Genomic DNA, 19,740 nt, shown 5'->3' with positions numbered 1-19,740 from the left:
CGAATAAGTTGCAAGCAAGGTTTGACGCCGGACGCATATGCATACCCATGCCACCGCTCCTTATCCCCGGATTCAATCGTCAACCCGTCTAGATCAATGGTTGCGAAGCAATTCAGGGTTGCCACACCCGCTTTTGCCGACTACCCTGAAAATGTTCGAAATATTACGAACAGCTTAGGGCGCGATCAATTTCAGGTCGTGCGACTTCAGGACGAGGAACGAAGCATGTTTTCACATGAAGGTACCGCAATAGAGCTGTTGCTTTTCATATTTTCCTTGGCTGGCGTGCTTCTGGTCGCCTGGTTCATTCACCATCAATACGAACGAAAGACCGGAAAAGGCGTTAAAAAACAACAAAACCGCAGTGAAGGGCGCTCAACCTGAGCTTGCTGCCCTGCGTCTTCTCTCGAGCCAGTCATTGATGACTGGCTTTTACCTTAAAAGCGCTCCCCGTTTAGCCCCAGACCTGCCCGATTGCCAGCATTGATTGCTGCGTATCCATTTGTCGCTTGAATTGAACTGGATGTAACAATGTGTGTCAGATATGACATGCAGTTCAACCCCAGCCCGATGGACTCCTCCATGCGTTTTAAAAAGAAATCCTTAGTTGCCGTTGTGTCGTGCGCAATGTTGTTTGCGGCTGCGCCGCTGCTGCCTGCGGGACTGTCAGTCATGGCCTCTGCCTATGCCAAAGACGGCGGCGGGCATGGCGGTGGCGGCGGTAACGGCGGCGGCGGGGGTGGGCATGCGGGCGCGGGGCACGCGGCGGGCTCCGAGGGTAAAGGACTCGCTGAAGGTCACGAAGCCGACCATCAAGGCAGGGCGGTTCGAGATCACGGCGTGAGTGGCAATCATGTTGGGCGCGCTCTCAAAAATGATCGGGGCCATGGGCTTGCCACATCCGGTGTAGCGCACTCCAAAACAACCCAGGGACTATCCAAGGCCACGGCGATCTCGGCGACTACGCCCGGGGATCACAACCTGAAGGGACTGAGTCAGGCCGGCACCTCAACTTCCCACTAATTGGCGTTCGCAACTCACCGGACCGCAGGTTGGGTGGGGTTTGTGAATCCAGCTTTCAGGACATTCAGAATGAAGCGCGCAGCAGTAATACTCTTGGCCACCACCGGCCTTCTCCTGCTGGGGGGCTGTGTGCCTGTGTGGGACGACGGAGGCGGGTATGGCCGTGATCATTACAGGCACTACGATCATGACCGCAGGTACTACGACCAGGGCGATGACAACGATCAGGGGCGAGGCCGTCGCTACGATGATCGTCGGTATGACCGCAATCACGGCCGTGATCGCGATGATCGGGACGACTGACGCCTGAACAGTCGATGGCAGCCTGTAGCGTTACAGGCTGCCATTTCCTACGCACTATCGAAGAAAATACCCTCCTCGAGACAGTCACAGTCCTTACATTGAAACCTTCTTGTGGTTGAATGCGTGCGTCAGACAACGGAGGAACCGTTGTAGCTGATTTCCGAATGATCGGTACGATTGCTTCACCCACAAGGAGTTACACCATGCAAGGAAGTCTGCAGTTCAAGCACCTGCCGTTTTTGTTGATCCCGCTGATTGCCGCCTGTACCACCACCGATAGAACACGCGAGCCTGCGGTTGCCATCCAGGTGATGCCGGGGCAGGTGCCGGCGTTCGATAACTGTGGCGTAGGCTGCCCTACCGGCGGCAGTCCGCTGACGCTGAATCGCCAGGCATACACCCTGAACAACAACGGCTCGACCAAGTTCGCCAACTGGGTGTCGTACCGAATCACCAAGAACACACCGGCGAGCGGCCGGGCGCGCAATTGGGCGACGGACCCGGATATTCCGCCCGGAGAAACCCTCGACCCCGTGGATTACAACGGCGCCAATGTCGCCCTCAAGGTCGACCGCGGCCATCAGGCCAACCTCGCGTCAATGGCCGGTGTGGCGGACTGGCCAACCCTCAATTACTTGTCGAACATTACCCCGCAGAAGGCTGATCTGAACCAGGGCCCTTGGGCGCGCCTGGAAGACCAGGAGAGAAACCTCGCCAAAGAGCCCGGCGTGGACCAGGTGTATGTGGTCACCGGGCCACTGTACGAGCACTTTGTCGGCACGCTTCCCGGTACGAACAAGGTCCACACCATCCCCAGCGGCTACTGGAAAATCATCTTTGTCGGCAGTTCGCCGCAGGACGGCATTTACGCCTCGTTCGTGATGAACCAGGAAACCCCGAAAGGCGCGGCCTTTTGCGATTACCAAGTGACCGTGAACCAGATCGAGGAGCGATCCGGGCTGACGTTCTGGAGCAATCTGCCGCAACCGGTTCAAGCCGCGTTGAAAGCGAAGCAGGGGCAACTGCCTGCGCGCATCGGCTGCAACAAAACCTGAGGTACGGCGGCATGAGCGTTACCGGCGCGTTGGCCTCGATATACGCGCATGTCTGCCGCTGATTAATTGTTTGCCGGTGCAGTGACCTGCACCGCCGCAGCCTCCATCGATCTGACAGTGCGGCATTTCCTTTTCCTGCGTAGGAATCGGACGATCCGCTGCCCGTTCCCTTGAAACGCCGCCCCCGTCGGCCATAGCCTCGGACTTTTCTTAAAAACGAGTGCGTGCTTTGGGTAAGCGAAAAAAGGTTTGGCCGACGGATCGCGAAATTCGCCTGCGATTTATCCTCTTTGCCGTGATCGACGCCGCGAGCGTCCAAGGAGTTGGCGCGAGTGTGTTGTTGCCCGCACACAAACTGCTGCGCGATTCGCCGACCGAAACGCAGTTACGCGACGCCCTCGCCGAAATACTGGCCGAGGATGAAATGCAGGGCTTCAGGTTCCCACTGGGGTCGGAGGCGGATGAGTTGATGAGGGCGTTGCAAGCTTCGCCGGATCAGGGCCAGTCGGGCAGCCATTGATTGGCGGCAGGGCGGCGCGTCAATAAGACGTGACCTCAGGCAGTCCCCCGTCTTCCCATCACAGTTCGCGTGATGGCCACGGCCTGTCATGCCCCTGTATTTCAAGGACCTGCCCATGCTGTTGCGACAACCTCCACTGCTTTTTGCCGCTCTGGCCTTCAGTTCAATGGTGCACGCCGAAGAGCTGCAATTGGCGCCGGTCGAAGTCACCAGCAACGAAGCCAGTGCCGATGAAGTGGCCCGGGCCCAGCTCCAGGCCGTGCCCGGCGGTACCAATTTCATCGACATGAACAGCGTGCAACAGGGCCGCGTCAGTAGCAACGAAGACGTGTTCAAGTATCAGGCCGGAGTGTATGCCAAGGCGGCCAACAACGAGGGCGTAAAGCTCTCCATCCGTGGTTCGGGTTTGAACCGCAGCCCCGGCGCCCATGCCTCCGGGCTTTATGAAATGCTCGACGGCTTGCCACTGACCGGCCCTGGCGGCACGCCCTACGAACTCAAGGACCCGTTGTGGCAGAGCCGGGTCGAGGTGTTGCGGGGCGCCAACGGGTTTGATCAGGGCGCGCTGGCGCTCGGTGGTTCGGTCAACTACGTCACCCGCACCGGCTACGACGCGCCCAAGCTGCAGGTACGCTATGAAGCGGGCAGTCGCGGCTACGCCCAGCGTGAGATCAGTTCGGGCCAGGTCCTGGGGGACGCGGATTATTACATCAGCCTCACGGACTCGGCGTCCGACGGCTACCAGCAGCAGAGTGCGGGCACCGGCAAGGGGGTCGCCGCCAACTTCGGCTATCGCTTCAACCCCAACCTGGAAACGCGTTTCTATTTGCGCTATCGCGAAACCACCAACGACACCCCGGGCAAACTCACCCGCGCCCAGATCAGCCACGACCCTCGGGCGGCCAACAGCCTCAATGTCGCCCGTGATTCCAAGCGCTTGCAACCCGGCTCCACCTGGATCGCCAATAAGACCACCTTGCTGCTGGACGACTATTCCCGCATCGAAGTCGGCCTCGCTTACCACGACTACCCGATGGACCTGCGCGAAGGCACCAACCGCCTGAAAGTGGCTTACACCGATATCAGCAGCACCCTCAACTATATCCGCCAGGACACGCTGTTTGGTCACGACAGCAACACCACGGTCGGCCTGCGCACCACCCAGGCGATGCCCAACAACGGCGCCTCGGAATATGTGCGCACGCCTGCCGGGAACACCGCCGGCTACGCACCCGGCACCAAGACCCGCGACTACAGCTACCTGGGCTCCGACACCGTGCTGCATATCGGCAATGACCTGGAACTGGCCCCCGACCTGTGGCTGACCACCGGCCTGGCCGCGATCTACACCCGTCGCGAAACCCAGGTCACCTATCCCGATGGCCAGGCGCCGCTCAGCCAGCACGATTGGGACTACGCCCCACGTATCGGCCTGCGTTATGACTTCACCCCGCAATTGCAGGTGTACGGCAACCTGAGCCGTTCGGTCGAGCCGCCGCATGCGTGGTCGATGATCTGGGGTTCTAACAAGTATTTTGCGGGTGGCCCGGCCAAGGGTTTGGCGCGTGAAGGCGTAAGCCTGAAAAACCAGACCGCCACCACCCTGGAAGTCGGCGGCCGTGGCGAGCAATGGTTCGGCCAGTGGGACCTCGCGCTGTACCGTTCCGAAGTGCGCCACGAACTGCTCACCGTGGAAACCCAGGCGCAGACCGCTACCACCAATGCAATCACCGCCGAAAACAACGCCAGCCCCACGATTCATCAGGGTGTGGAACTGAGCCTGCTCAGCCCGTTGTGGGACGGTGGTCGCACCGGCCAGCTCGCCCTGCGCCAAGCCTACACCTTCAGTGACTTCCACTACCGCGACGACGACCGCTTCGGTGGCAACACCTTGCCGGGCATCCCCAAGCACTACTACCAGGCGCAATTGCGCTACAGCCATCCGACGGGGTTGTACACCAGCCTCAACACCGAACATGCGTCGCGGGTGGCGGTGGACTACGCCAATTCCTACTACGCTGCGGCGTATACCACACTGGGCGCTACCTTCGGCTACGACGCGCCCAAGCAGGACTGGCAGGCGTGGGTCGACCTGCGCAACCTCACCAACCGCCGCTACGCCAATACCGTCACCCCGGGTTACGACGACAAAGGCATGGACCTGGCCCGGTCCACACCGGCGGATGGCCGAGGCATCTACACCGGCGTGTCATGGAGCTGGCGTTGAACGGCTGAGGCACGCATGAGCGGGGCGGGCTCAGCCGTCGTTCTGGCGCAGACGCTTGTACAGGGTATTGCGGCTGACGCCCAGTTCCCGAGCAAGGTGGGAAATGTTCCCGCCCACTGCCCTCAAGCGTTGTGTCAGGTCCAGGTCATCAACTGGGTATGCCTGGCGCGGTGGCGAAGCACCTTTGAGGTCGACAAAAAAGTCATCCGGCAGGTGTTCAGGGCGCACCGGCTGGTCTTCCGCCATCGCCAACGCGACCTGCAACACACTGCTGGCCTGGCGCAAGTTCCCCGGCCACGGGTGTTGCTCGAACAACCTCAGCACCTCAGTGCTTAAACCGGCGCGTTGGCTGGGTTCCCGGTGTTGCTGCCACAGTTGCTGGAACAGTGCCTGCTTGTCGGCGCGCTCGCGCAGGGGCGGCAACTCCAGGGCCAGGCCGCCAATGCGGTAGTACAAATCTTCACGAAAGCGGCCGGCCTGCACCCACTCGCGCAACACGCGATTGGTCGCCGAGATAATGCGCAAATCCACCGGGAACAGTTGGCTGCTGCCCACCGGCTGCACGCAGCGCTCCTGCAGCACCCGCAGCAAACGGGCCTGCGTCGGCAGCGGCATATCGCCGATTTCGTCGAGGAACAACGTGCCCTTGTCGGCCTTGCGGATCAGGCCAATGCTGCCTTTCTGGCTGGCGCCGGTGAAGGCGCCTTTTTCATAACCGAACAGCTCCGACTCCACCAGTTCCGCAGGAATCGCCGCACAGTTCACCGCGATAAAGGCCTGTCGGCTGCGGGAACTGGCCAGGTGCAGGGCCTTGACGAACACCTCTTTGCCCACGCCGGTCTCGCCATGGATCAGCAGCGGGATATCCTTCTCCAGCAGGCGCTCGGCCTGGCGCACGGCCTTCTCTACGCGGCTATCGCCGAAGTGCAGGGCGCTGAGGCCAATCCCGCTGGGGCTTGGCGATGTCGGTTCACTCGACGCTGGCGCCGTGAAGACCCGCGCCTGCACCGGGGTTTTCTTCGGCCGTTTCAATACGCATTGGAAGCGGTTGCGTCCTGCGGCCTGGAGTGAAAACGGCAACCCCTCCGGTTGGTTCAGCAACTCCAGCAACGACACTTTGAACAAACTGTCGATCATCACTCGCGACAGGCTGATGCCCAGCAAATTATCCGCGCGACGGTTGGCCGACAGCACCTGGCCGCTCTCATCAAAGATCAGCAGGCCCGCCCATTGGCTGTCGAGGTTGTTCAGGCCCGTGTTGAAGGTCAGTTGGAAATGTTCGCCGCGAAACAGGTTGAGGATCAGCCGGTTCTCCACGGTCTGGCTCATCATCTTGACCATGCCCAGGGTGTGGGAGGGGGGCAGGTAGCTGTCACTGGATACATCCAGCACCGCGATGATTTCACGCTGCGCATCGAAGATCGGCGCGGCCGAGCCGGTCATGAAGCGGTTGGCCTTGAGGAAATGTTCGTCGTGCTCGATATGCACCGCCTGGGCACAGGCCAGCGCGGTGCCGATGGCGTTGGTGCCGGTGGCGCGTTCCTGCCAACTGGCCCCGGCGTTGAACCCACGCGCCAGGGTCGGCGTGATAAAGCGCTGGGTGCCCCACGAGGTCAGGACCTGGCCCTGATTGTCGGCCAGCATGATCAGGCAGTTGGAGTTACTGAGGATGTTTTCGTAATAGGGCAGCACTTCCTGATGGGTGGTCTGCACCAGAGAATGCTGGCTTTCCAGCAATTGGCTGATGCCCTCGGCGGGCAGCAGGTCGAAGCTGGGAGCACTCTGGTGGTCCAGGCCGAAGGCGCGGCAACGGCGCCAGGATTCCTGGATAAGCGTGTCGTGAGCCAAGGGAGCGGCCATGGGGCGACCTTCTTTTTATTGTTATGGGATCTTGCACAATCCAGCGGTCATGTGGGAGGGGGCTTGCTCCCGATGACGGTACGACCGCCACCCATGAATCGACTGACACACCGCCATCGGGAGCAAGCCCCCTCTCACAATTGACCTGCATTGTGTGGGCGATCGAGTCTGAACAGTGTTGTTCAGTACTGTTCATTGTCAACCCCAGGTTGTTCATTTGTGTTCACGTCTGAACAGGCTGTTTTGCCCTTTTCCTTGCACATCAAGCGCTTGTGGTTTTGGCATGAATCTGGCTCTGACATCGGGCCAGTTCCATTCCAATAAGAAAAAAGGGCGCGCCATGTCATTGACCCTGGAACATGTGTCCCGCGTCGTCGAAGGTCAAACCTGGATCGACGACGCCAACCTGCGCTTCGAAGCCGGTTCGTTCAACGTATTGCTCGGCCGCACGCTCTCCGGCAAAACCAGCCTGATGCGCTTGATGGCCGGCCTGGACAAGCCCGACAGCGGCCGCATCCTGATGAACGGCGTGGACGTCACCCAGCGGCCGGTGCGCTTGCGCAACGTGTCGATGGTGTACCAGCAATTCATCAATTACCCGACCATGACGGTGTTCGAAAACATTGCCTCGCCTTTGCGCCAAGCGGGGGTGGCCCAGGACTTGATCCAGAGCAAAGTGCTGGAAACAGCGAGGATGTTGCGCATCGAAAAATTCCTGCAACGCCACCCGCTGGAACTGTCCGGTGGCCAGCAGCAGCGTACGGCCATGGCCCGTGCACTGGTGAAAGACGCCGAACTGATCCTGTTCGACGAGCCGCTGGTGAACCTGGACTACAAACTGCGTGAAGAACTGCGCCAGGAAATGCGCGAACTGTTCAAGGCGCGCCACACCATTGCCGTGTATGCCACCACCGAACCCAACGAGGCCCTGGCGCTGGGGGGCACCACCACCATTCTTCACGAAGGCCGGGTGATCCAGAGCGGCAAGGCTGCCCAGGTGTACCACCAGCCGCAGACGGTGCTGGCCGCCGAGCTGTTCTCCGAGCCGCCGATCAACTTGATGCCCGGGCGTATCAGCGGCAACGAGGTGAGTTTCGCGAATTTTGTACACTTCCCGCTGAACGTCGACCTGCGCGGGCTCGGTGAGGGCGAGTTTCGTTTTGGCGTGCGCCCCAGCCATATCAGCCTGGTGCCGAGCAATGATGATGATCTGGAGCTGGCCGTGACCGTGGAAGTCGCCGAGATCAGCGGCTCGGAAACCTTCCTGCATGTGCGCAGCGAACACTTCCTGCTGGTGCTGCACCTGCCGGGGGTGCATGAGTACGATGTCGACGCGCCGATCCGCGTGTATATCCCCACCCATAAACTGTTTGTGTTCGATGGCCAGGGGCGCTTGCTCCAGGCGCCCGGGCGTCGTATCGCGAGGGTTGCCTGATGGCCGAGATTCATTTGCAGAACCTCGCCCACAGCTACAGCCCTACGCCGAGTGGTCCAGAGGACTACGCCATTCGCGAAATGGACCACGTGTGGGAGCAGGGTGGTGCCTACGCGCTGCTGGGGCCGTCAGGCTGTGGCAAGTCGACCTTGCTCAATATCATCTCCGGCTTGCTCAGCCCATCCGAAGGCCAGGTGCTGTTTGACCGCCAGGTGGTCAATCAACTGACCCCGGAAAAACGCAACATCGCCCAGGTATTCCAGTTCCCGGTGGTGTACGACACCATGACGGTGTTCGATAACCTCGCATTCCCGCTGCGCAACCAGGGCATGGCCGAGGCGAAAGTGCACAGCAAGGTGCAGGAAATTGCCGAAGTCCTCGACTTGCAAAACCTGCTGGACAAAAAAGCCCGCAACCTCAGCGCCGACGAAAAGCAGAAAGTCTCCATGGGCCGCGGCCTGGTGCGTGATGACGTGTCGGCGATCCTGTTCGACGAACCCTTGACGGTGATCGACCCGCACCTCAAGTGGAAGCTGCGGCGCAAGCTCAAGCAGATTCACGAGCAGTTCAATATCACCATGGTCTACGTCACCCATGACCAGCTTGAGGCGTCGACGTTCGCCGACAAGATTGCGGTGATGTACGGCGGGCAGATCGTGCAGTTCGGTACGCCGCGTGAACTGTTCGAGCGGCCCAGCCACACCTTTGTCGGTTATTTCATCGGGAGCCCGGGGATGAATCTGATCGACGTGCGGGCCGAGGCGGGCGGGGTGGCGTTTGCCGGCACCTTGCTGCCGTTGCCTGAGGCGCTGCAGCAGCGCATCGTCGAGACGAACTACCGGAAACTGCAGGTGGGGATTCGCCCGGAATTTATCCACGTGTGGGACGAGCACAACCCTGACGCACTGCAGGCGGATGTCTGCCATCTCGAAGACCTCGGTACCTACAAGATCATGACCCTCAACCTCGACGGCGCACTGCTCAAGGTACGCCTGGCCGAAGACAAACCGGTGCCCGCAGGCAACGCCTCGATCAGCTTCCCCGCCCAGTGGCTGATGGTCTATGCCGACGACTACCTGCTGGAGGTGCAGCCATGAACAAGGTGCAGAACAACAAGGCCTGGTGGCTGGTGCTGCCGGTGTTCCTGCTGGTGGCGTTCAGTGCGGTGATCCCGATGATGACCGTGGTCAACTATTCGGTGCAGGACATCTTTGACCAGTCCAGCCGCTACTTTGTCGGCGCCGACTGGTACAAACAGGTGCTGCTCGACCCGCGTCTGCACGACTCATTGCTGCGCCAGTTCATCTACTCGGCCTGCGTGCTGCTGATCGAAATCCCCCTGGGCATTGCCATTGCCCTGACCATGCCGACCAAGGGCCGCTGGTCGTCGCTGGTGCTGATCATCCTCGCCATTCCACTGCTGATCCCCTGGAACGTCGTCGGCACGATCTGGCAGATATTCGGCCGCGCCGACATTGGCTTGCTCGGTTCCAGCCTCAACGCGCTGGGCATCAGCTACAACTACGCGGCCAACACGGCGGATGCCTGGGTCACCGTATTGATCATGGATGTCTGGCATTGGACGTCATTGGTCGCGCTGCTCTGCTACTCGGGGCTGCGCGCCATTCCGGATGTGTACTACCAGGCCGCGCGCATAGACCGTGCATCGGCCTGGGCGGTATTCCGGCATATCCAGTTGCCGAAGATGAAAAGCGTGCTGCTGATCGCCGTGATGCTGCGGTTCATGGACAGCTTCATGATCTACACCGAACCTTTCGTACTCACCGGTGGTGGGCCGGGGAATGCCACTACTTTCCTGAGCCAGACATTGACCCAGATGGCCGTCGGCCAATTCGACCTTGGCCCGGCGGCGGCGTTTTCCCTGGTGTACTTCCTGATCATCCTGTTGGTGTCCTGGCTGTTCTACACCGCCATGACCCATTCCGACGCCAACCGCTGAGGCCGCCAACATGAGCAAGCGCAAGGTTATTCCGCTGTTGGTCTACATCCTGTTCCTGCTGGTGCCGATCTATTGGCTGTTGAACATGTCGTTCAAGAGCAACACCGAAATCCTCGGCGGGCTGACGCTGTTTCCGCAGGATTTCACCCTGGCCAACTACAGGGTGATTTTCACCGACCCGAGCTGGTACACCGGCTACCTCAATTCGTTGTACTACGTGAGCCTGAACACGCTGATCTCCTTGAGCGTGGCGTTGCCCGCGGCCTATGCGTTTTCGCGCTACCGCTTCCTCGGCGACAAGCACCTGTTCTTCTGGCTGCTGACCAACCGCATGGCGCCCCCGGCGGTGTTCTTGCTGCCGTTTTTCCAGCTGTATTCGTCCATCGGCCTGTTCGACACGCATATCGCAGTGGCCCTGGCCCATTGCTTGTTCAACGTGCCACTGGCGGTGTGGATTCTGGAGGGTTTCATGTCCGGCGTGCCCAAGGAAATCGACGAAACCGCCTACATCGACGGTTATAGCTTTCCCAAATTTTTCGTGAAGATTTTTATCCCACTGATTGGTTCGGGCATCGGTGTCACGGCGTTTTTCTGCTTCATGTTTTCCTGGGTCGAACTGTTGCTGGCGCGCACCCTGACTTCGGTCAACGCCAAGCCCATCGCGGCGGTGATGACCCGCACGGTCTCGGCCTCGGGTATCGATTGGGGCGTGCTGGCAGCGGCGGGAGTGTTGACCATCCTGCCCGGCATGCTGGTGATCTGGTTTGTTCGCAACCACGTGGCGAAGGGCTTTGCCCTGGGCCGGGTCTGAGGAGTCGATCATGGAATGGATGGCCTGGACCACCCCCACAGCCCTGTTCTTCGGGGCGATTGCCCTGTTGCTGGTGGGCATGACCACATGGGAGCTGCGCTCGCCGAGTATTGCACGGCGCGGTTTTTTACCGATCAGCACCACCCGTGGTGATCGGCTGTTTATCGGTCTTCTCGGCAGCGCCTACCTGCATCTGCTGGTAATCGGCGTCACCGGCTGGAGCATCTGGGTGGCCGGCGTGCTGTCCCTGATGTGGCTGTTGTGTGTGATGCGTTGGGGCTAGGCAAACGCCCTGTAGGAGCGAGCTTGCTCGCGAAAAACTCGAGAACACCGCGAGCATCCAGAATGCCCGCGTTATCGTTAACGATTTTCGCGAGCAAGCTCGCTCCTACAGGGGCTGTGTGGCGGTTGTAGTCCCGTTCGAAATTAACCAGGAGGTCTCTATGTTCGATAAAAACAATAAGCTGCGACATAGCATTTCATTGGCTGGCGTACTGGCTCTCAGCGGTTTGAGCGCTACGGCCTGGGCGGATGCGTATGAAGATGCCGCGAAAAAATGGATCGGCAGCGAGTTCAAACCGTCCACGCTCACCGACGCGCAACAGCTCGAAGAGTTGAAGTGGTTTATCAAGGCGGCGGAACCGTTCCGTGGGATGAAGATCAACGTGGTGTCGGAAACCCTCACCACCCACGAGTACGAATCCAAGGTGCTGGCCAAGGCGTTCAGCGAAATCACCGGCATCAAGCTGACCCATGACCTGCTGCAGGAAGGCGACGTGGTCGAGAAGCTGCAAACCCAGATGCAGTCCGACAAGAATATCTACGATGGCTGGGTCAACGATTCCGACTTGATCGGTACGCACTTTCGCTACGGCAAGACCGAATCCATCACCGACCTGATGGCCAACGAAGGCAAGGACTTCACCTCGCCGACCCTGGATATCAAGGACTTCATCGGCACCTCCTTCACCACCGCGCCGGACGGCAAGCTCTACCAGTTGCCTGACCAGCAATTCGCCAACCTCTATTGGTTCCGTGCCGACTGGTTCGAGCGTCCGGAGTTGAAAGCCAAGTTCAAGGAAAAATACGGCTATGAGCTCGGCGTGCCGGTGAACTGGTCGGCTTATGAAGACATTGCCAAGTTCTTCAGCGAAGACGTCAAGGAAATCGACGGCAAGCGCATCTATGGGCACATGGACTACGGCAAGAAAGACCCATCCCTGGGCTGGCGCTTCACCGACGCCTGGTTCTCCATGGCCGGCGGCGGCGACAAAGGCTTGCCTAACGGCTTGCCGGTGGACGAATGGGGCATTCGTGTGGAGGACTGCCACCCGGTCGGTTCCAGCGTGACCCGTGGCGGCGACACCAACGGCCCGGCCGCCGTGTTCGCCACGCAGAAATACGTGGACTGGATGAAAGCCTACGCCCCACCGGAAGCGGCGGGCATGACCTTCTCCGAATCCGGCCCGGTGCCGTCCCAGGGCAATATCGCCCAGCAGATCTTCTGGTACACCGCATTTACCGCCGACATGACCAAGCCGGGCCTGCCGGTGGTGAACGCCGACGGCACGCCGAAATGGCGCATGGCGCCATCGCCGGTTGGGCCTTACTGGGAAAAGGGCATGAAGAAGGGCTATCAGGACGTAGGCTCCTGGACCTTCCTCAAATCGACGCCGGAGAAACAGAAACTCGCGGCCTGGCTCTACGCCCAGTTCGTGACCTCGAAAACCGTCTCGCTGAAGAAAACCATCGTGGGTCTTACGCCGATTCGGGAGTCCGACATCAACTCTCAGGCCATGACCGACCTGGCGCCGAAACTCGGTGGCCTGGTGGAGTTCTATCGCAGCCCGGCACGGGTGGAGTGGACCCCGACCGGCACCAACGTGCCGGACTACCCACGCCTGGCGCAACTGTGGTGGAGCAACATTGCGGCCGCCGCCAGTGGCGAGAAAACCCCGCAACAGGCCCTCGACAACCTGGCCAAGGAACAGGACGCGATCATGACACGCCTGGAACGCTCCAAGGTGCAGCCGGTGTGCGGTCCGAAAATGAACCCCGAGCGTGACGCGCAATACTGGTTCGACCAGCCGGGTGCGCCGAAGCCGAAACTGGCCAACGAGAAACCGAAAGGTGAAACGGTGGCTTACAGCGACTTGCTTAAATCGTGGGAGGCGGCGCGTAAGTAACGGTTGTGCAAAAAGGCTGAAACGGCACGTTTCGTGCCGTTTCAGCTTTAGAGAGAAGCGTATGGATGAGCGTGTACAGCCGGTGTCATCAAGCGTACGGTGCGGCAACGTTGACTTGGCCGGGGGCCCCATTGTGGACGGTGAGATCCCAGCCTGCACCACTGAAAGTCAGCTCATACGAATTGGGATGACTCATCCACATGATGGAGCCGGGAGCCTGACCTACGACATTGGTTAAATCGAGCCCTGCAGAGACCGCGCCACTGGGTGGGTTGATGATTACCGAGGATCCCGGTTGAGAGGCGTTCGAAAAACTGATAGTGGGGATACTTTGGGTGGGATTGATATTGATGATTTTGACATCTCCCGAACCTACGATAGGGTACGTGAAGCTGTGTTGATTCCCGACGGTAACGGCCATGATGATTATCCTTACGTTAGTTGGTTGACTTCACGCCGGTGCTGCGTGAATGACGTAAGGTTAGGGGCGGCGGAGCACGCGCGGTACTGTGAGAACTGACAGTTTTTTATACCTTATTGGTAACTACTGAATTTTTTTTATTTCCTTCGGCGTTTCGAAAGATTCAACATTCTGCACAAAAGGCTAACCAGGAAATCAACGCGATCACAGTCAGCGGACGACCCGGCCACGCAGGCGGGCATCAGGCCGCCTGCGGCTGAATGTGCAACGTTTCCTCTACCGCCTTGACCAACCCACTGGCCAGAAACAACGGTGCCAGGCGCTTGTGCAGTTGCGGCTCGACAAACTCCTTCACCGTGTCCAGTGCCAACACGCCGCTGAGCGGCAACTCGGCTTTGGTGTACGACAGCCACGCCTTCTTCAACGCTTGCAACACATCGCTACCTGCCGTGGCGGCGAAGCGGCGGTGGGTGGGTTTGCCGTCGAAGTTGAACGTGTGCTGGAAGGCGTAGCCGGTTTCATCGCCATTGGCCGCCGCGCATCGAACGCAGGTGCACGGGCCGTCGCCGAACGCGCTGTGCAGGTAGGCGTTGAAGTCCACCACGGGTTTGAGTGACAGGCGCTTATCCACCTCAAACAGGTCACCGGTCATTTTTTCGTCAGTGTTCAACGGCCATTTCCTCGCAGACATGTAGCTGTTTTTTAAAGCGCGAAACAATACCAGCCGGGCGGGGTTTTGGGGATTATTTGCATAACAATAGATCCCGATATTCTTTTCCCGTCTTAAAAATCGCCGCTACGCTCCATCACCTTCTTAAAAAGCGCGGCAGACCCCTACATGACTTTCAAGCGTTCCTCCCTGACCCTCCTGGCTGCTGCGAGCGCCTTGATCAGTCTCGGCGCCCAGGCCGAAGGCAAGATCAGCATCGCCCAGCAATTCGGTATCGGCTACCTGATCCTCGACGTGGTGCGCGACCAGCACCTGATCGAAAAACACGGCAAGGAACAGGGGCTGGACATCCAGGTGGAATGGAACAGCATTTCCGGCGCCACCGCGATGAATGAGTCGCTGCTGGCCGGTGCCCTGGACGTGGTCTCGGCCGGTGTGCCACCCATGCTCACCCTGTGGGACCGCACCAAGGGCAAGCAGAACGTCAAGGCCATCGCCTCCCTCGGTTCGATGCCCAACTACTTGCTGACCAACAATCCCAAGGTGAAGACCCTCAAGGACTTCACCGAAACAGACCGCATCGCCGTGCCTGCCGCCGGTGTAGGGTTCCAGTCACGCACCTTGCAGATTGAGACCGCCAGGCAGTTCGGCGATGCGAACTACAAGAAGTTCGACGATATTTCCATCAGCCTGGCCCATCCCGACGCGACCGCCGCGTTGATTGCCGGTGGTTCAGAGATCAATTCGCACTTCTCCAGCCCGCCGTTCCAGTATCAGGAGTTGTTGAACCCCAACGTGCACAAGGTGCTCAGTTCCTACGACATCCTGGGCGGGCCGGCGTCGTTCAACGTGCTCTACACCACGCAGAAGTTTCACGACGAGAACCCCAAGACCTACAAGGCGTTCTATGCCGCCCTGGCCGAAGCCGAGCAGATCATCAAGGCCGACAAACCGGCCGCCGCCAAGGCGTATATCCGCGTGGAGCAGTCCAAGCTGCCGTTGGACCTGGTGGAAAAAATCGTCCAGGACCCGGAAATCGACTTCACCATCGTGCCCCAGCGCACCTTTATCTACGCCGAGAAACTCCAGGAGCTTGGCGTGTTGAAGAACAAGGCCGGGAGCTGGAAGGACTACTTCTTTGAAGAGGCCCATGGCGGCAACGGCAGCTGACCGGCCTGTGGGATGAGGCGCTGTTATTGTGGCGAGGCAGCTTGCTACCGTCGGGCCGCGAAGCGGCCCCAGCCAGATCAGCGAAAAAACTCACCTGGAGTGGCATCAAACTGCTGGCGAAACGCAGCAATGAACGCCGACGTCGACTCATACCCACACCCCAATGCCACATCCGTGACCCGCTCGCCTCGTTCCAGGGCGGGCAGGGCGCTCAACAGTCGCAGGCGCTGGCGCCAGGCGCGAAAGGTCAGCCCCGTGTCGCTCAGGAACAAGCGGCTGAGCGTCTTTTCGCTGACGCCCAGCTTCCCGCTCCAGTGCCCCAGTGTGGTCTGTTGCTCCGGGTGCAGGTTCAAACTGCGGTAGATCTGGCGCAGCCGTGGATCATGGGGCAGCGGCAGCATCAAATCCACCTGCGGGGCGGCGGCGAGTTGGTCGAGCACCACCTGGGCCAGGCGTCCATCCGGGCCATCCTCGGCATACTCTACCGGCAGCTCGCTGAAGCTGCGGATCAACTCGCGCAATAAACTGCTCACCTCCAGCACCTGGCAGCGCTCGGCTGCCCAGGTAGTGACGCTGCAATCGAGGTACAAACTGCGCATTTCGGTATGCGGCGAACTGAACACGCGGTGCGGCACACCTGCGGGAATCCACACCGCGCGCTGGGGCGGAGCGACGAACCGGCCGGCACTGGTCTGGATTTCCAGCACGCCGGAAATCGCGTAGGAGAGCTGCACCCACGGGTGGCTGTGCCGGCGCGTCAAGGCGCGGTTGGGCAGGGATTCGGTACGCCCATACACCGGCCGCGGCAGGCTGGACAACCCGGGGACACTGCGGCGCACGGTTTTATCATGTCCTTTCGGCGGCATTTACTGGCTCATTGGCGTTAGTCGGTAACAAGCCGTTACGTTAGAGTCGCGATGACGCGTTTTGCAACCCCTGGACGACTTGCTCATGACCCGCCCACGTTTTCTACCGGATAACTTCACCCTGACCCTGGTGGCCACGGTGATCATTGCTTCCCTGTTGCCCGCCACCGGGCCAACCGCCGTTGCGTTCGGCTGGGTGACCAACCTGGCCATTGCGCTGCTGTTTTTCCTGCACGGTGCCAAACTGTCACGCCAGGCCATCGTCGCCGGCGCCGGCCATTGGCGCCTGCACTTGCTGGTGTTCAGCCTGACCTTCGTGCTGTTCCCGTTGCTGGGCCTGGCGCTCAAGCCGTTGCTCTCGCCACTGATCGGCAAAGACCTGTACATGGGCATGCTGTACCTCTGTGCGTTGCCGGCCACCGTGCAATCGGCGATCGCCTTTACCTCGCTGGCGCGCGGCAATATCCCGGCGGCTATTTGCAGTGCGGCGGCGTCGAGCCTGTTCGGTATCTTCCTCACGCCATTGCTGGTGACGCTGTTGCTCAATGTCCACGGCGAGGGCGGCTCCACCGTCGACGCGATCCTGAAAATCAGCGTGCAACTGCTGCTGCCCTTTATTGCCGGGCAGGTTGCCCGGCGCTGGATCGGTGATTGGGTCGGGCGCAACAAATCCTGGCTGAAATTCGTCGACCAGGGGTCGATCCTGCTGGTGGTGTACGGCGCGTTCAGCGAAGCGGTGAATGAAGGCATCTGGCACCAGATCCCGCTGTGGGAACTGGGCGGCCTGGTAGTCGCCTGCTGCATACTGCTGGGCCTGGTGCTGGTGGCGTCGACGCTGCTGGGCAAGGCGTTCGGCTTTAATCAGGAAGACCGCATCACCATCCTGTTCTGCGGCTCGAAGAAGAGCTTGGCGACGGGCGTGCCAATGGCCCAGGTGTTGTTCGCCGGGGCGACCATGGGCGTGCTGATCCTGCCGTTGATGCTGTTCCACCAGATCCAGTTGATGGTCTGTGCGGCGTTGGCGCAGCGTTATGCCAAACGGCCGGAAAGCATTCCAGAATTGATGGGGCAAGTGGACCCGTAGGGCAGCGTCGCCTGGCTATCAGGCGATTCTTAAAACGACGAAATTTCTCAAGTCTGCACCCGAACGGACGATGACCTTCTTAACAACCCAGAAGGAGCGTCGTCATGAACGTTATACGTTTGTCAGTGGTTACGGGCTTGCTCGCGGTATGGGCGGGGACCTGCATGGCCGCCTCCTCGGGGGTCATTCAATTTCACGGCAGCATTGTCGAGCCCGGTTGCGATTCCGCCACGCCGGGCGGCTCCACCGTGGCCTTCAATGGCTGCCCTCAGGCCATGCGCGGCAGCCGGTTCGACGTGCAGCCCGTGGGCAGCGTACAGGCGCTGGGCAATGCGACAGCCAACGTCAAGCTGGTGGCCGACAGCAGCAATGGGCGTTATTACGACCAACGGTATCTGCTGGTGGATGCGGGCGGAAAGCCGATTCAGTCGGGGGCCTACATCGTCACCATGACCGCGCCTTGATGACCCTGACGGCTTTTTGATCAGGAACATCGCCAACGCACCGCCGAGAAACCTATAGAATGCTCGGCGGCGGCGCTTGTCCCGGGTGGCCGCTTGATCACCGTCAGAGTACCGCGCCAACCCATGAGCCTTTCAGCCACAACCCCCCAAGCCAACTGGCAACCGGTCATCGCCCTCGCACTGGCCGCCTTTGTGTTCAATACCACCGAGTTCGTGCCCGTCGGGCTGCTCAGCGCTATCGGCGCCAGCTTCGACATGCCCATCGCCAGCGTAGGGCTGATGCTCACCATCTACGCCTGGATCGTCTCGTTGACGTCATTGCCGGTGATGCTGCTGACCCGCAACGTCGAACGGCGCAAATTGCTCATCGTGCTGTTCGGCCTGTTTATCGCCAGCCATATCCTCTCCAGCGTGGCCACCAGTTTCGGCGTGCTGATGCTCAGCCGTATCGGCATCGCCTTGTCCCATGCGCTGTTCTGGTCGATCACCGCATCCCTTGCGGTGCGCCTGGCGCCGGCAGGCAAACAGGTGCAGGCACTGGGCCTGCTCGCCACCGGCACCTCCCTGGCGATGGTGTTGGGCATTCCCCTGGGCCGCCTGCTCGGTGAAGCGATGGGCTGGCGCACCACGTTCCTGGTCATCGGCGCGTTCGCAGCGGCCCTGGTGTTCTGGCTGGCGCGCACCTTGCCGTTGTTGCCGAGCCAGAACTCCGGCTCGTTGCGTAGCCTGCCGCTGCTGTTCAAGCGCCCGGCGCTGGTGGCGCTCTACGTGCTCACCGCCATGACGGTGACGGCACAATTCACCGCCTACAGCTACATCGAACCCTTCGTCGAAGGCGTGGCCGGCATGGGCGGCAACGCCGTCACCCTGATCCTGCTGGTGTTCGGCGGCGCCGGCATCATCGGCTCGCTGCTGTTCAGCCTGATACACCGCTTCAACCCTCACCTGTTCGTGGTCGGCACGGTGTTCCTGTTGGCGGCGTGCCTGGCCTTGCTGCTGCCGTTGAGTGGCGCAGAGGCCTATCTCGTCGGCCTGAGCGTATTCTGGGGCATCGCGATCATGGGCTTCGGCCTGGCCATGCAGTCCAAGGTGCTGGTGCTCGCACCGGACGCCACCGACGTGGCCATGGCAATGTTCTCCGGCATCTACAACATCGGCATCGGCGGCGGCGCCCTGATGGGCAGCTGGGTCGGCAGCCACTTCGGCTTCGCCTGGATCGGCGCCGCTGGCGGGCTGCTGGCAACCCTGGCATTGATCGGCTACTGCCTGGCCATCCGACGCTTCGGGCAAGGCGTAACGCCTACCTGAATACCCCATACGTCGCCTCGCCGCCCGTCGTGCTTTTGATCTGCTTTTGATCTTGCCTTTGATTTTGATCTTGATCTCAGGCGCCCCGTTAAACCACGCTGGCCGAACGCAGGCTTGAATCCGTGGGTAACCCGGCAGGACGCCGGGTTAGCCGTCCTGGGCCAGGGATGGCCCATGACGGCGGCCCACGGATTCAAGCCTGTGTTCGGGCACACCGAGCCTGAGCGAGGTGCCGAGTGGTGGGGCAGGAGCCCTTTTGGTTACTTTTGGGGCTCTTTTCCAAAAGTGACCCGCCGTAAGGGCGGAACCAATATCAGCCGTTACCGCAGCAACGGATATGTACCCGATCCTGTAGATACCCAAGTCCCGCCTAGAGC

The 19,740-nt window shown here is 60.4% G+C and carries 21 protein-coding genes; 16 read left to right on the top strand and 5 right to left on the bottom strand.

Features of this window, described 5'->3' with window-relative positions; all coding sequences use genetic code 11:
• Positions 1 to 96 precede the first annotated feature (96 nt).
• Positions 97 to 384 (top strand): hypothetical protein, encoded by a 288-nt coding sequence (locus JBE38_RS21380; RefSeq protein WP_090370330.1) that lies wholly within the window; start codon positions 97 to 99, stop codon positions 382 to 384.
• Positions 385 to 437: 53 nt separating this feature from the next.
• On the opposite strand, the gene JBE38_RS21375 is transcribed toward JBE38_RS21380, so the two are convergent.
• Positions 438 to 674, bottom strand: coding sequence for a hypothetical protein (locus JBE38_RS21375; RefSeq protein ID WP_205345073.1), 237 nt, complete (start codon positions 672 to 674; stop codon positions 438 to 440).
• Here JBE38_RS21375 and JBE38_RS27720 point away from each other — a divergent pair.
• The 5 genes from JBE38_RS27720 to JBE38_RS21350 all read left to right on the top strand — a co-directional run bounded on the left by JBE38_RS27720 (position 583) and on the right by JBE38_RS21350 (position 5,128).
• The gene (locus JBE38_RS27720) at positions 583 to 1,023 is read left to right on the top strand and encodes a hypothetical protein (protein WP_240202570.1); all 441 of its coding nucleotides are present in this window, start codon (positions 583 to 585) and stop codon (positions 1,021 to 1,023) included. The genes JBE38_RS21375 and JBE38_RS27720 overlap by 92 nt on opposite strands.
• Before the next feature lie 69 nt (positions 1,024 to 1,092).
• The gene (locus JBE38_RS21365) at positions 1,093 to 1,326 is read left to right on the top strand and encodes a hypothetical protein (protein ID WP_081087044.1); all 234 of its coding nucleotides are present in this window, start codon (positions 1,093 to 1,095) and stop codon (positions 1,324 to 1,326) included.
• Between the two features lie 203 nt (positions 1,327 to 1,529).
• Positions 1,530 to 2,381: a DNA/RNA non-specific endonuclease gene (locus tag JBE38_RS21360; RefSeq protein WP_060755597.1), complete on the top strand. Its 852-nt coding sequence runs from the start codon at positions 1,530 to 1,532 to the stop codon at positions 2,379 to 2,381.
• Positions 2,382 to 2,610: 229 nt separating this feature from the next.
• The gene (locus tag JBE38_RS21355; RefSeq protein WP_060755596.1) at positions 2,611 to 2,901 is read left to right on the top strand and encodes a hypothetical protein; all 291 of its coding nucleotides are present in this window, start codon (positions 2,611 to 2,613) and stop codon (positions 2,899 to 2,901) included.
• Between the two features lie 115 nt (positions 2,902 to 3,016).
• Entirely contained in the window at positions 3,017 to 5,128 is a 2,112-nt protein-coding gene (locus JBE38_RS21350) for a TonB-dependent receptor family protein (protein ID WP_205345071.1), read from the top strand.
• 30 nt (positions 5,129 to 5,158) lie between these two features.
• On the opposite strand, the gene JBE38_RS21345 is transcribed toward JBE38_RS21350, so the two are convergent.
• On the bottom strand, positions 5,159 to 6,988 hold the full coding sequence (locus JBE38_RS21345) for a sigma-54-dependent Fis family transcriptional regulator (protein ID WP_205345070.1): 1,830 nt from the start codon (positions 6,986 to 6,988) through the stop codon (positions 5,159 to 5,161).
• A 340-nt stretch (positions 6,989 to 7,328) separates the two neighbouring features.
• Here JBE38_RS21345 and JBE38_RS21340 point away from each other — a divergent pair, with 340 nt between their 5' ends.
• The 6 genes from JBE38_RS21340 to JBE38_RS21315 all read left to right on the top strand — a co-directional run bounded on the left by JBE38_RS21340 (position 7,329) and on the right by JBE38_RS21315 (position 13,380).
• Entirely contained in the window at positions 7,329 to 8,423 is a 1,095-nt protein-coding gene (locus tag JBE38_RS21340; RefSeq protein ID WP_205345069.1) for an ABC transporter ATP-binding protein, read from the top strand.
• A complete protein-coding gene (locus tag JBE38_RS21335) occupies positions 8,423 to 9,520 on the top strand; it encodes an ABC transporter ATP-binding protein (RefSeq protein WP_205345068.1) in 1,098 nt (365 codons plus the stop codon). The genes JBE38_RS21340 and JBE38_RS21335 overlap by 1 nt, the downstream gene beginning before the upstream one ends.
• Complete coding sequence (locus tag JBE38_RS21330) at positions 9,517 to 10,383, top strand: carbohydrate ABC transporter permease (RefSeq protein WP_060755593.1); 867 nt, start codon at positions 9,517 to 9,519, stop codon at positions 10,381 to 10,383. The genes JBE38_RS21335 and JBE38_RS21330 overlap by 4 nt, the downstream gene beginning before the upstream one ends.
• 10 nt (positions 10,384 to 10,393) lie before the next feature.
• Positions 10,394 to 11,194, top strand: coding sequence for a carbohydrate ABC transporter permease (locus tag JBE38_RS21325; RefSeq protein WP_060755592.1), 801 nt, complete (start codon positions 10,394 to 10,396; stop codon positions 11,192 to 11,194).
• A gap of 10 nt (positions 11,195 to 11,204) precedes the next feature.
• Positions 11,205 to 11,477 (top strand): DUF2160 domain-containing protein, encoded by a 273-nt coding sequence (locus JBE38_RS21320; protein ID WP_104994099.1) that lies wholly within the window; start codon positions 11,205 to 11,207, stop codon positions 11,475 to 11,477.
• A 160-nt stretch (positions 11,478 to 11,637) separates the two neighbouring features.
• The gene (locus tag JBE38_RS21315) at positions 11,638 to 13,380 is read left to right on the top strand and encodes an ABC transporter substrate-binding protein (protein ID WP_060755590.1); all 1,743 of its coding nucleotides are present in this window, start codon (positions 11,638 to 11,640) and stop codon (positions 13,378 to 13,380) included.
• A gap of 88 nt (positions 13,381 to 13,468) precedes the next feature.
• Here JBE38_RS21315 and JBE38_RS21310 read toward each other — a convergent pair whose 3' ends face one another.
• Together JBE38_RS21310 and JBE38_RS21305 are read right to left on the bottom strand one after the other, a co-directional pair.
• Positions 13,469 to 13,801 carry a hypothetical protein gene (locus JBE38_RS21310; protein WP_205345067.1) on the bottom strand — a complete coding sequence of 111 codons (333 nt, stop codon included), beginning with the start codon at positions 13,799 to 13,801 and terminating at the stop codon, positions 13,469 to 13,471.
• A 241-nt stretch (positions 13,802 to 14,042) separates the two neighbouring features.
• A complete protein-coding gene (locus JBE38_RS21305) occupies positions 14,043 to 14,471 on the bottom strand; it encodes a hypothetical protein (RefSeq protein ID WP_205345066.1) in 429 nt (142 codons plus the stop codon).
• A gap of 168 nt (positions 14,472 to 14,639) precedes the next feature.
• Here JBE38_RS21305 and JBE38_RS21300 point away from each other — a divergent pair, with 168 nt between their 5' ends.
• Positions 14,640 to 15,641 (top strand): ABC transporter substrate-binding protein, encoded by a 1,002-nt coding sequence (locus tag JBE38_RS21300; RefSeq protein ID WP_090370346.1) that lies wholly within the window; start codon positions 14,640 to 14,642, stop codon positions 15,639 to 15,641.
• A 77-nt stretch (positions 15,642 to 15,718) separates the two neighbouring features.
• On the opposite strand, the gene JBE38_RS21295 is transcribed toward JBE38_RS21300, so the two are convergent.
• Positions 15,719 to 16,507 (bottom strand): AraC family transcriptional regulator, encoded by a 789-nt coding sequence (locus JBE38_RS21295; protein ID WP_104994096.1) that lies wholly within the window; start codon positions 16,505 to 16,507, stop codon positions 15,719 to 15,721.
• An 85-nt stretch (positions 16,508 to 16,592) separates the two neighbouring features.
• Here JBE38_RS21295 and JBE38_RS21290 point away from each other — a divergent pair, with 85 nt between their 5' ends.
• From JBE38_RS21290 to JBE38_RS21280, 3 genes are all read left to right on the top strand, one after another.
• Positions 16,593 to 17,591, top strand: coding sequence for a bile acid:sodium symporter family protein (locus tag JBE38_RS21290; RefSeq protein WP_205345065.1), 999 nt, complete (start codon positions 16,593 to 16,595; stop codon positions 17,589 to 17,591).
• Positions 17,592 to 17,695: 104 nt separating this feature from the next.
• Positions 17,696 to 18,055: a hypothetical protein gene (locus JBE38_RS21285; RefSeq protein WP_060755585.1), complete on the top strand. Its 360-nt coding sequence runs from the start codon at positions 17,696 to 17,698 to the stop codon at positions 18,053 to 18,055.
• Positions 18,056 to 18,178: 123 nt separating this feature from the next.
• Positions 18,179 to 19,363 (top strand): sugar transporter, encoded by a 1,185-nt coding sequence (locus tag JBE38_RS21280; protein ID WP_205345064.1) that lies wholly within the window; start codon positions 18,179 to 18,181, stop codon positions 19,361 to 19,363.
• Positions 19,364 to 19,740 lie beyond the last annotated feature (377 nt).

It is taken from the genome of Pseudomonas sp. ICBG1301 (assembly GCF_016918385.1).
GTDB classification, from domain to species: Bacteria; Pseudomonadota; Gammaproteobacteria; order Pseudomonadales; family Pseudomonadaceae; genus Aquipseudomonas; species Aquipseudomonas palleroniana.
This window is presented reverse-complemented; position numbering and strand designations above follow the sequence as displayed.

Bases quoted from the DNA above. Each gene is read 5' to 3' on its own strand.
- JBE38_RS21380 (WP_090370330.1), top strand. From the start codon at position 97: ATGGTTGCGAAGCAATTCAGGGTTGCCACACCCGCTTTTGCCGACTAC.
- JBE38_RS27720 (WP_240202570.1), top strand. From the start codon at position 583: ATGCGTTTTAAAAAGAAATCCTTAGTTGCCGTTGTGTCGTGCGCAATG.
- JBE38_RS21375 (WP_205345073.1), bottom strand. From the start codon at position 674: ATGACTGACAGTCCCGCAGGCAGCAGCGGCGCAGCCGCAAACAACATT.
- JBE38_RS21365 (WP_081087044.1), top strand. From the start codon at position 1,093: ATGAAGCGCGCAGCAGTAATACTCTTGGCCACCACCGGCCTTCTCCTG.
- JBE38_RS21360 (WP_060755597.1), top strand. From the start codon at position 1,530: ATGCAAGGAAGTCTGCAGTTCAAGCACCTGCCGTTTTTGTTGATCCCG.
- JBE38_RS21350 (WP_205345071.1), top strand. From the start codon at position 3,017: ATGCTGTTGCGACAACCTCCACTGCTTTTTGCCGCTCTGGCCTTCAGT.
- JBE38_RS21345 (WP_205345070.1), bottom strand. From the start codon at position 6,988: ATGGCCGCTCCCTTGGCTCACGACACGCTTATCCAGGAATCCTGGCGC.
- JBE38_RS21340 (WP_205345069.1), top strand. From the start codon at position 7,329: ATGTCATTGACCCTGGAACATGTGTCCCGCGTCGTCGAAGGTCAAACC.
- JBE38_RS21335 (WP_205345068.1), top strand. From the start codon at position 8,423: ATGGCCGAGATTCATTTGCAGAACCTCGCCCACAGCTACAGCCCTACG.
- JBE38_RS21330 (WP_060755593.1), top strand. From the start codon at position 9,517: ATGAACAAGGTGCAGAACAACAAGGCCTGGTGGCTGGTGCTGCCGGTG.
- JBE38_RS21325 (WP_060755592.1), top strand. From the start codon at position 10,394: ATGAGCAAGCGCAAGGTTATTCCGCTGTTGGTCTACATCCTGTTCCTG.
- JBE38_RS21320 (WP_104994099.1), top strand. From the start codon at position 11,205: ATGGAATGGATGGCCTGGACCACCCCCACAGCCCTGTTCTTCGGGGCG.
- JBE38_RS21315 (WP_060755590.1), top strand. From the start codon at position 11,638: ATGTTCGATAAAAACAATAAGCTGCGACATAGCATTTCATTGGCTGGC.
- JBE38_RS21310 (WP_205345067.1), bottom strand. From the start codon at position 13,801: ATGGCCGTTACCGTCGGGAATCAACACAGCTTCACGTACCCTATCGTA.
- JBE38_RS21300 (WP_090370346.1), top strand. From the start codon at position 14,640: ATGACTTTCAAGCGTTCCTCCCTGACCCTCCTGGCTGCTGCGAGCGCC.
- JBE38_RS21295 (WP_104994096.1), bottom strand. From the start codon at position 16,507: ATGCCGCCGAAAGGACATGATAAAACCGTGCGCCGCAGTGTCCCCGGG.
- JBE38_RS21290 (WP_205345065.1), top strand. From the start codon at position 16,593: ATGACCCGCCCACGTTTTCTACCGGATAACTTCACCCTGACCCTGGTG.
- JBE38_RS21285 (WP_060755585.1), top strand. From the start codon at position 17,696: ATGAACGTTATACGTTTGTCAGTGGTTACGGGCTTGCTCGCGGTATGG.
- JBE38_RS21280 (WP_205345064.1), top strand. From the start codon at position 18,179: ATGAGCCTTTCAGCCACAACCCCCCAAGCCAACTGGCAACCGGTCATC.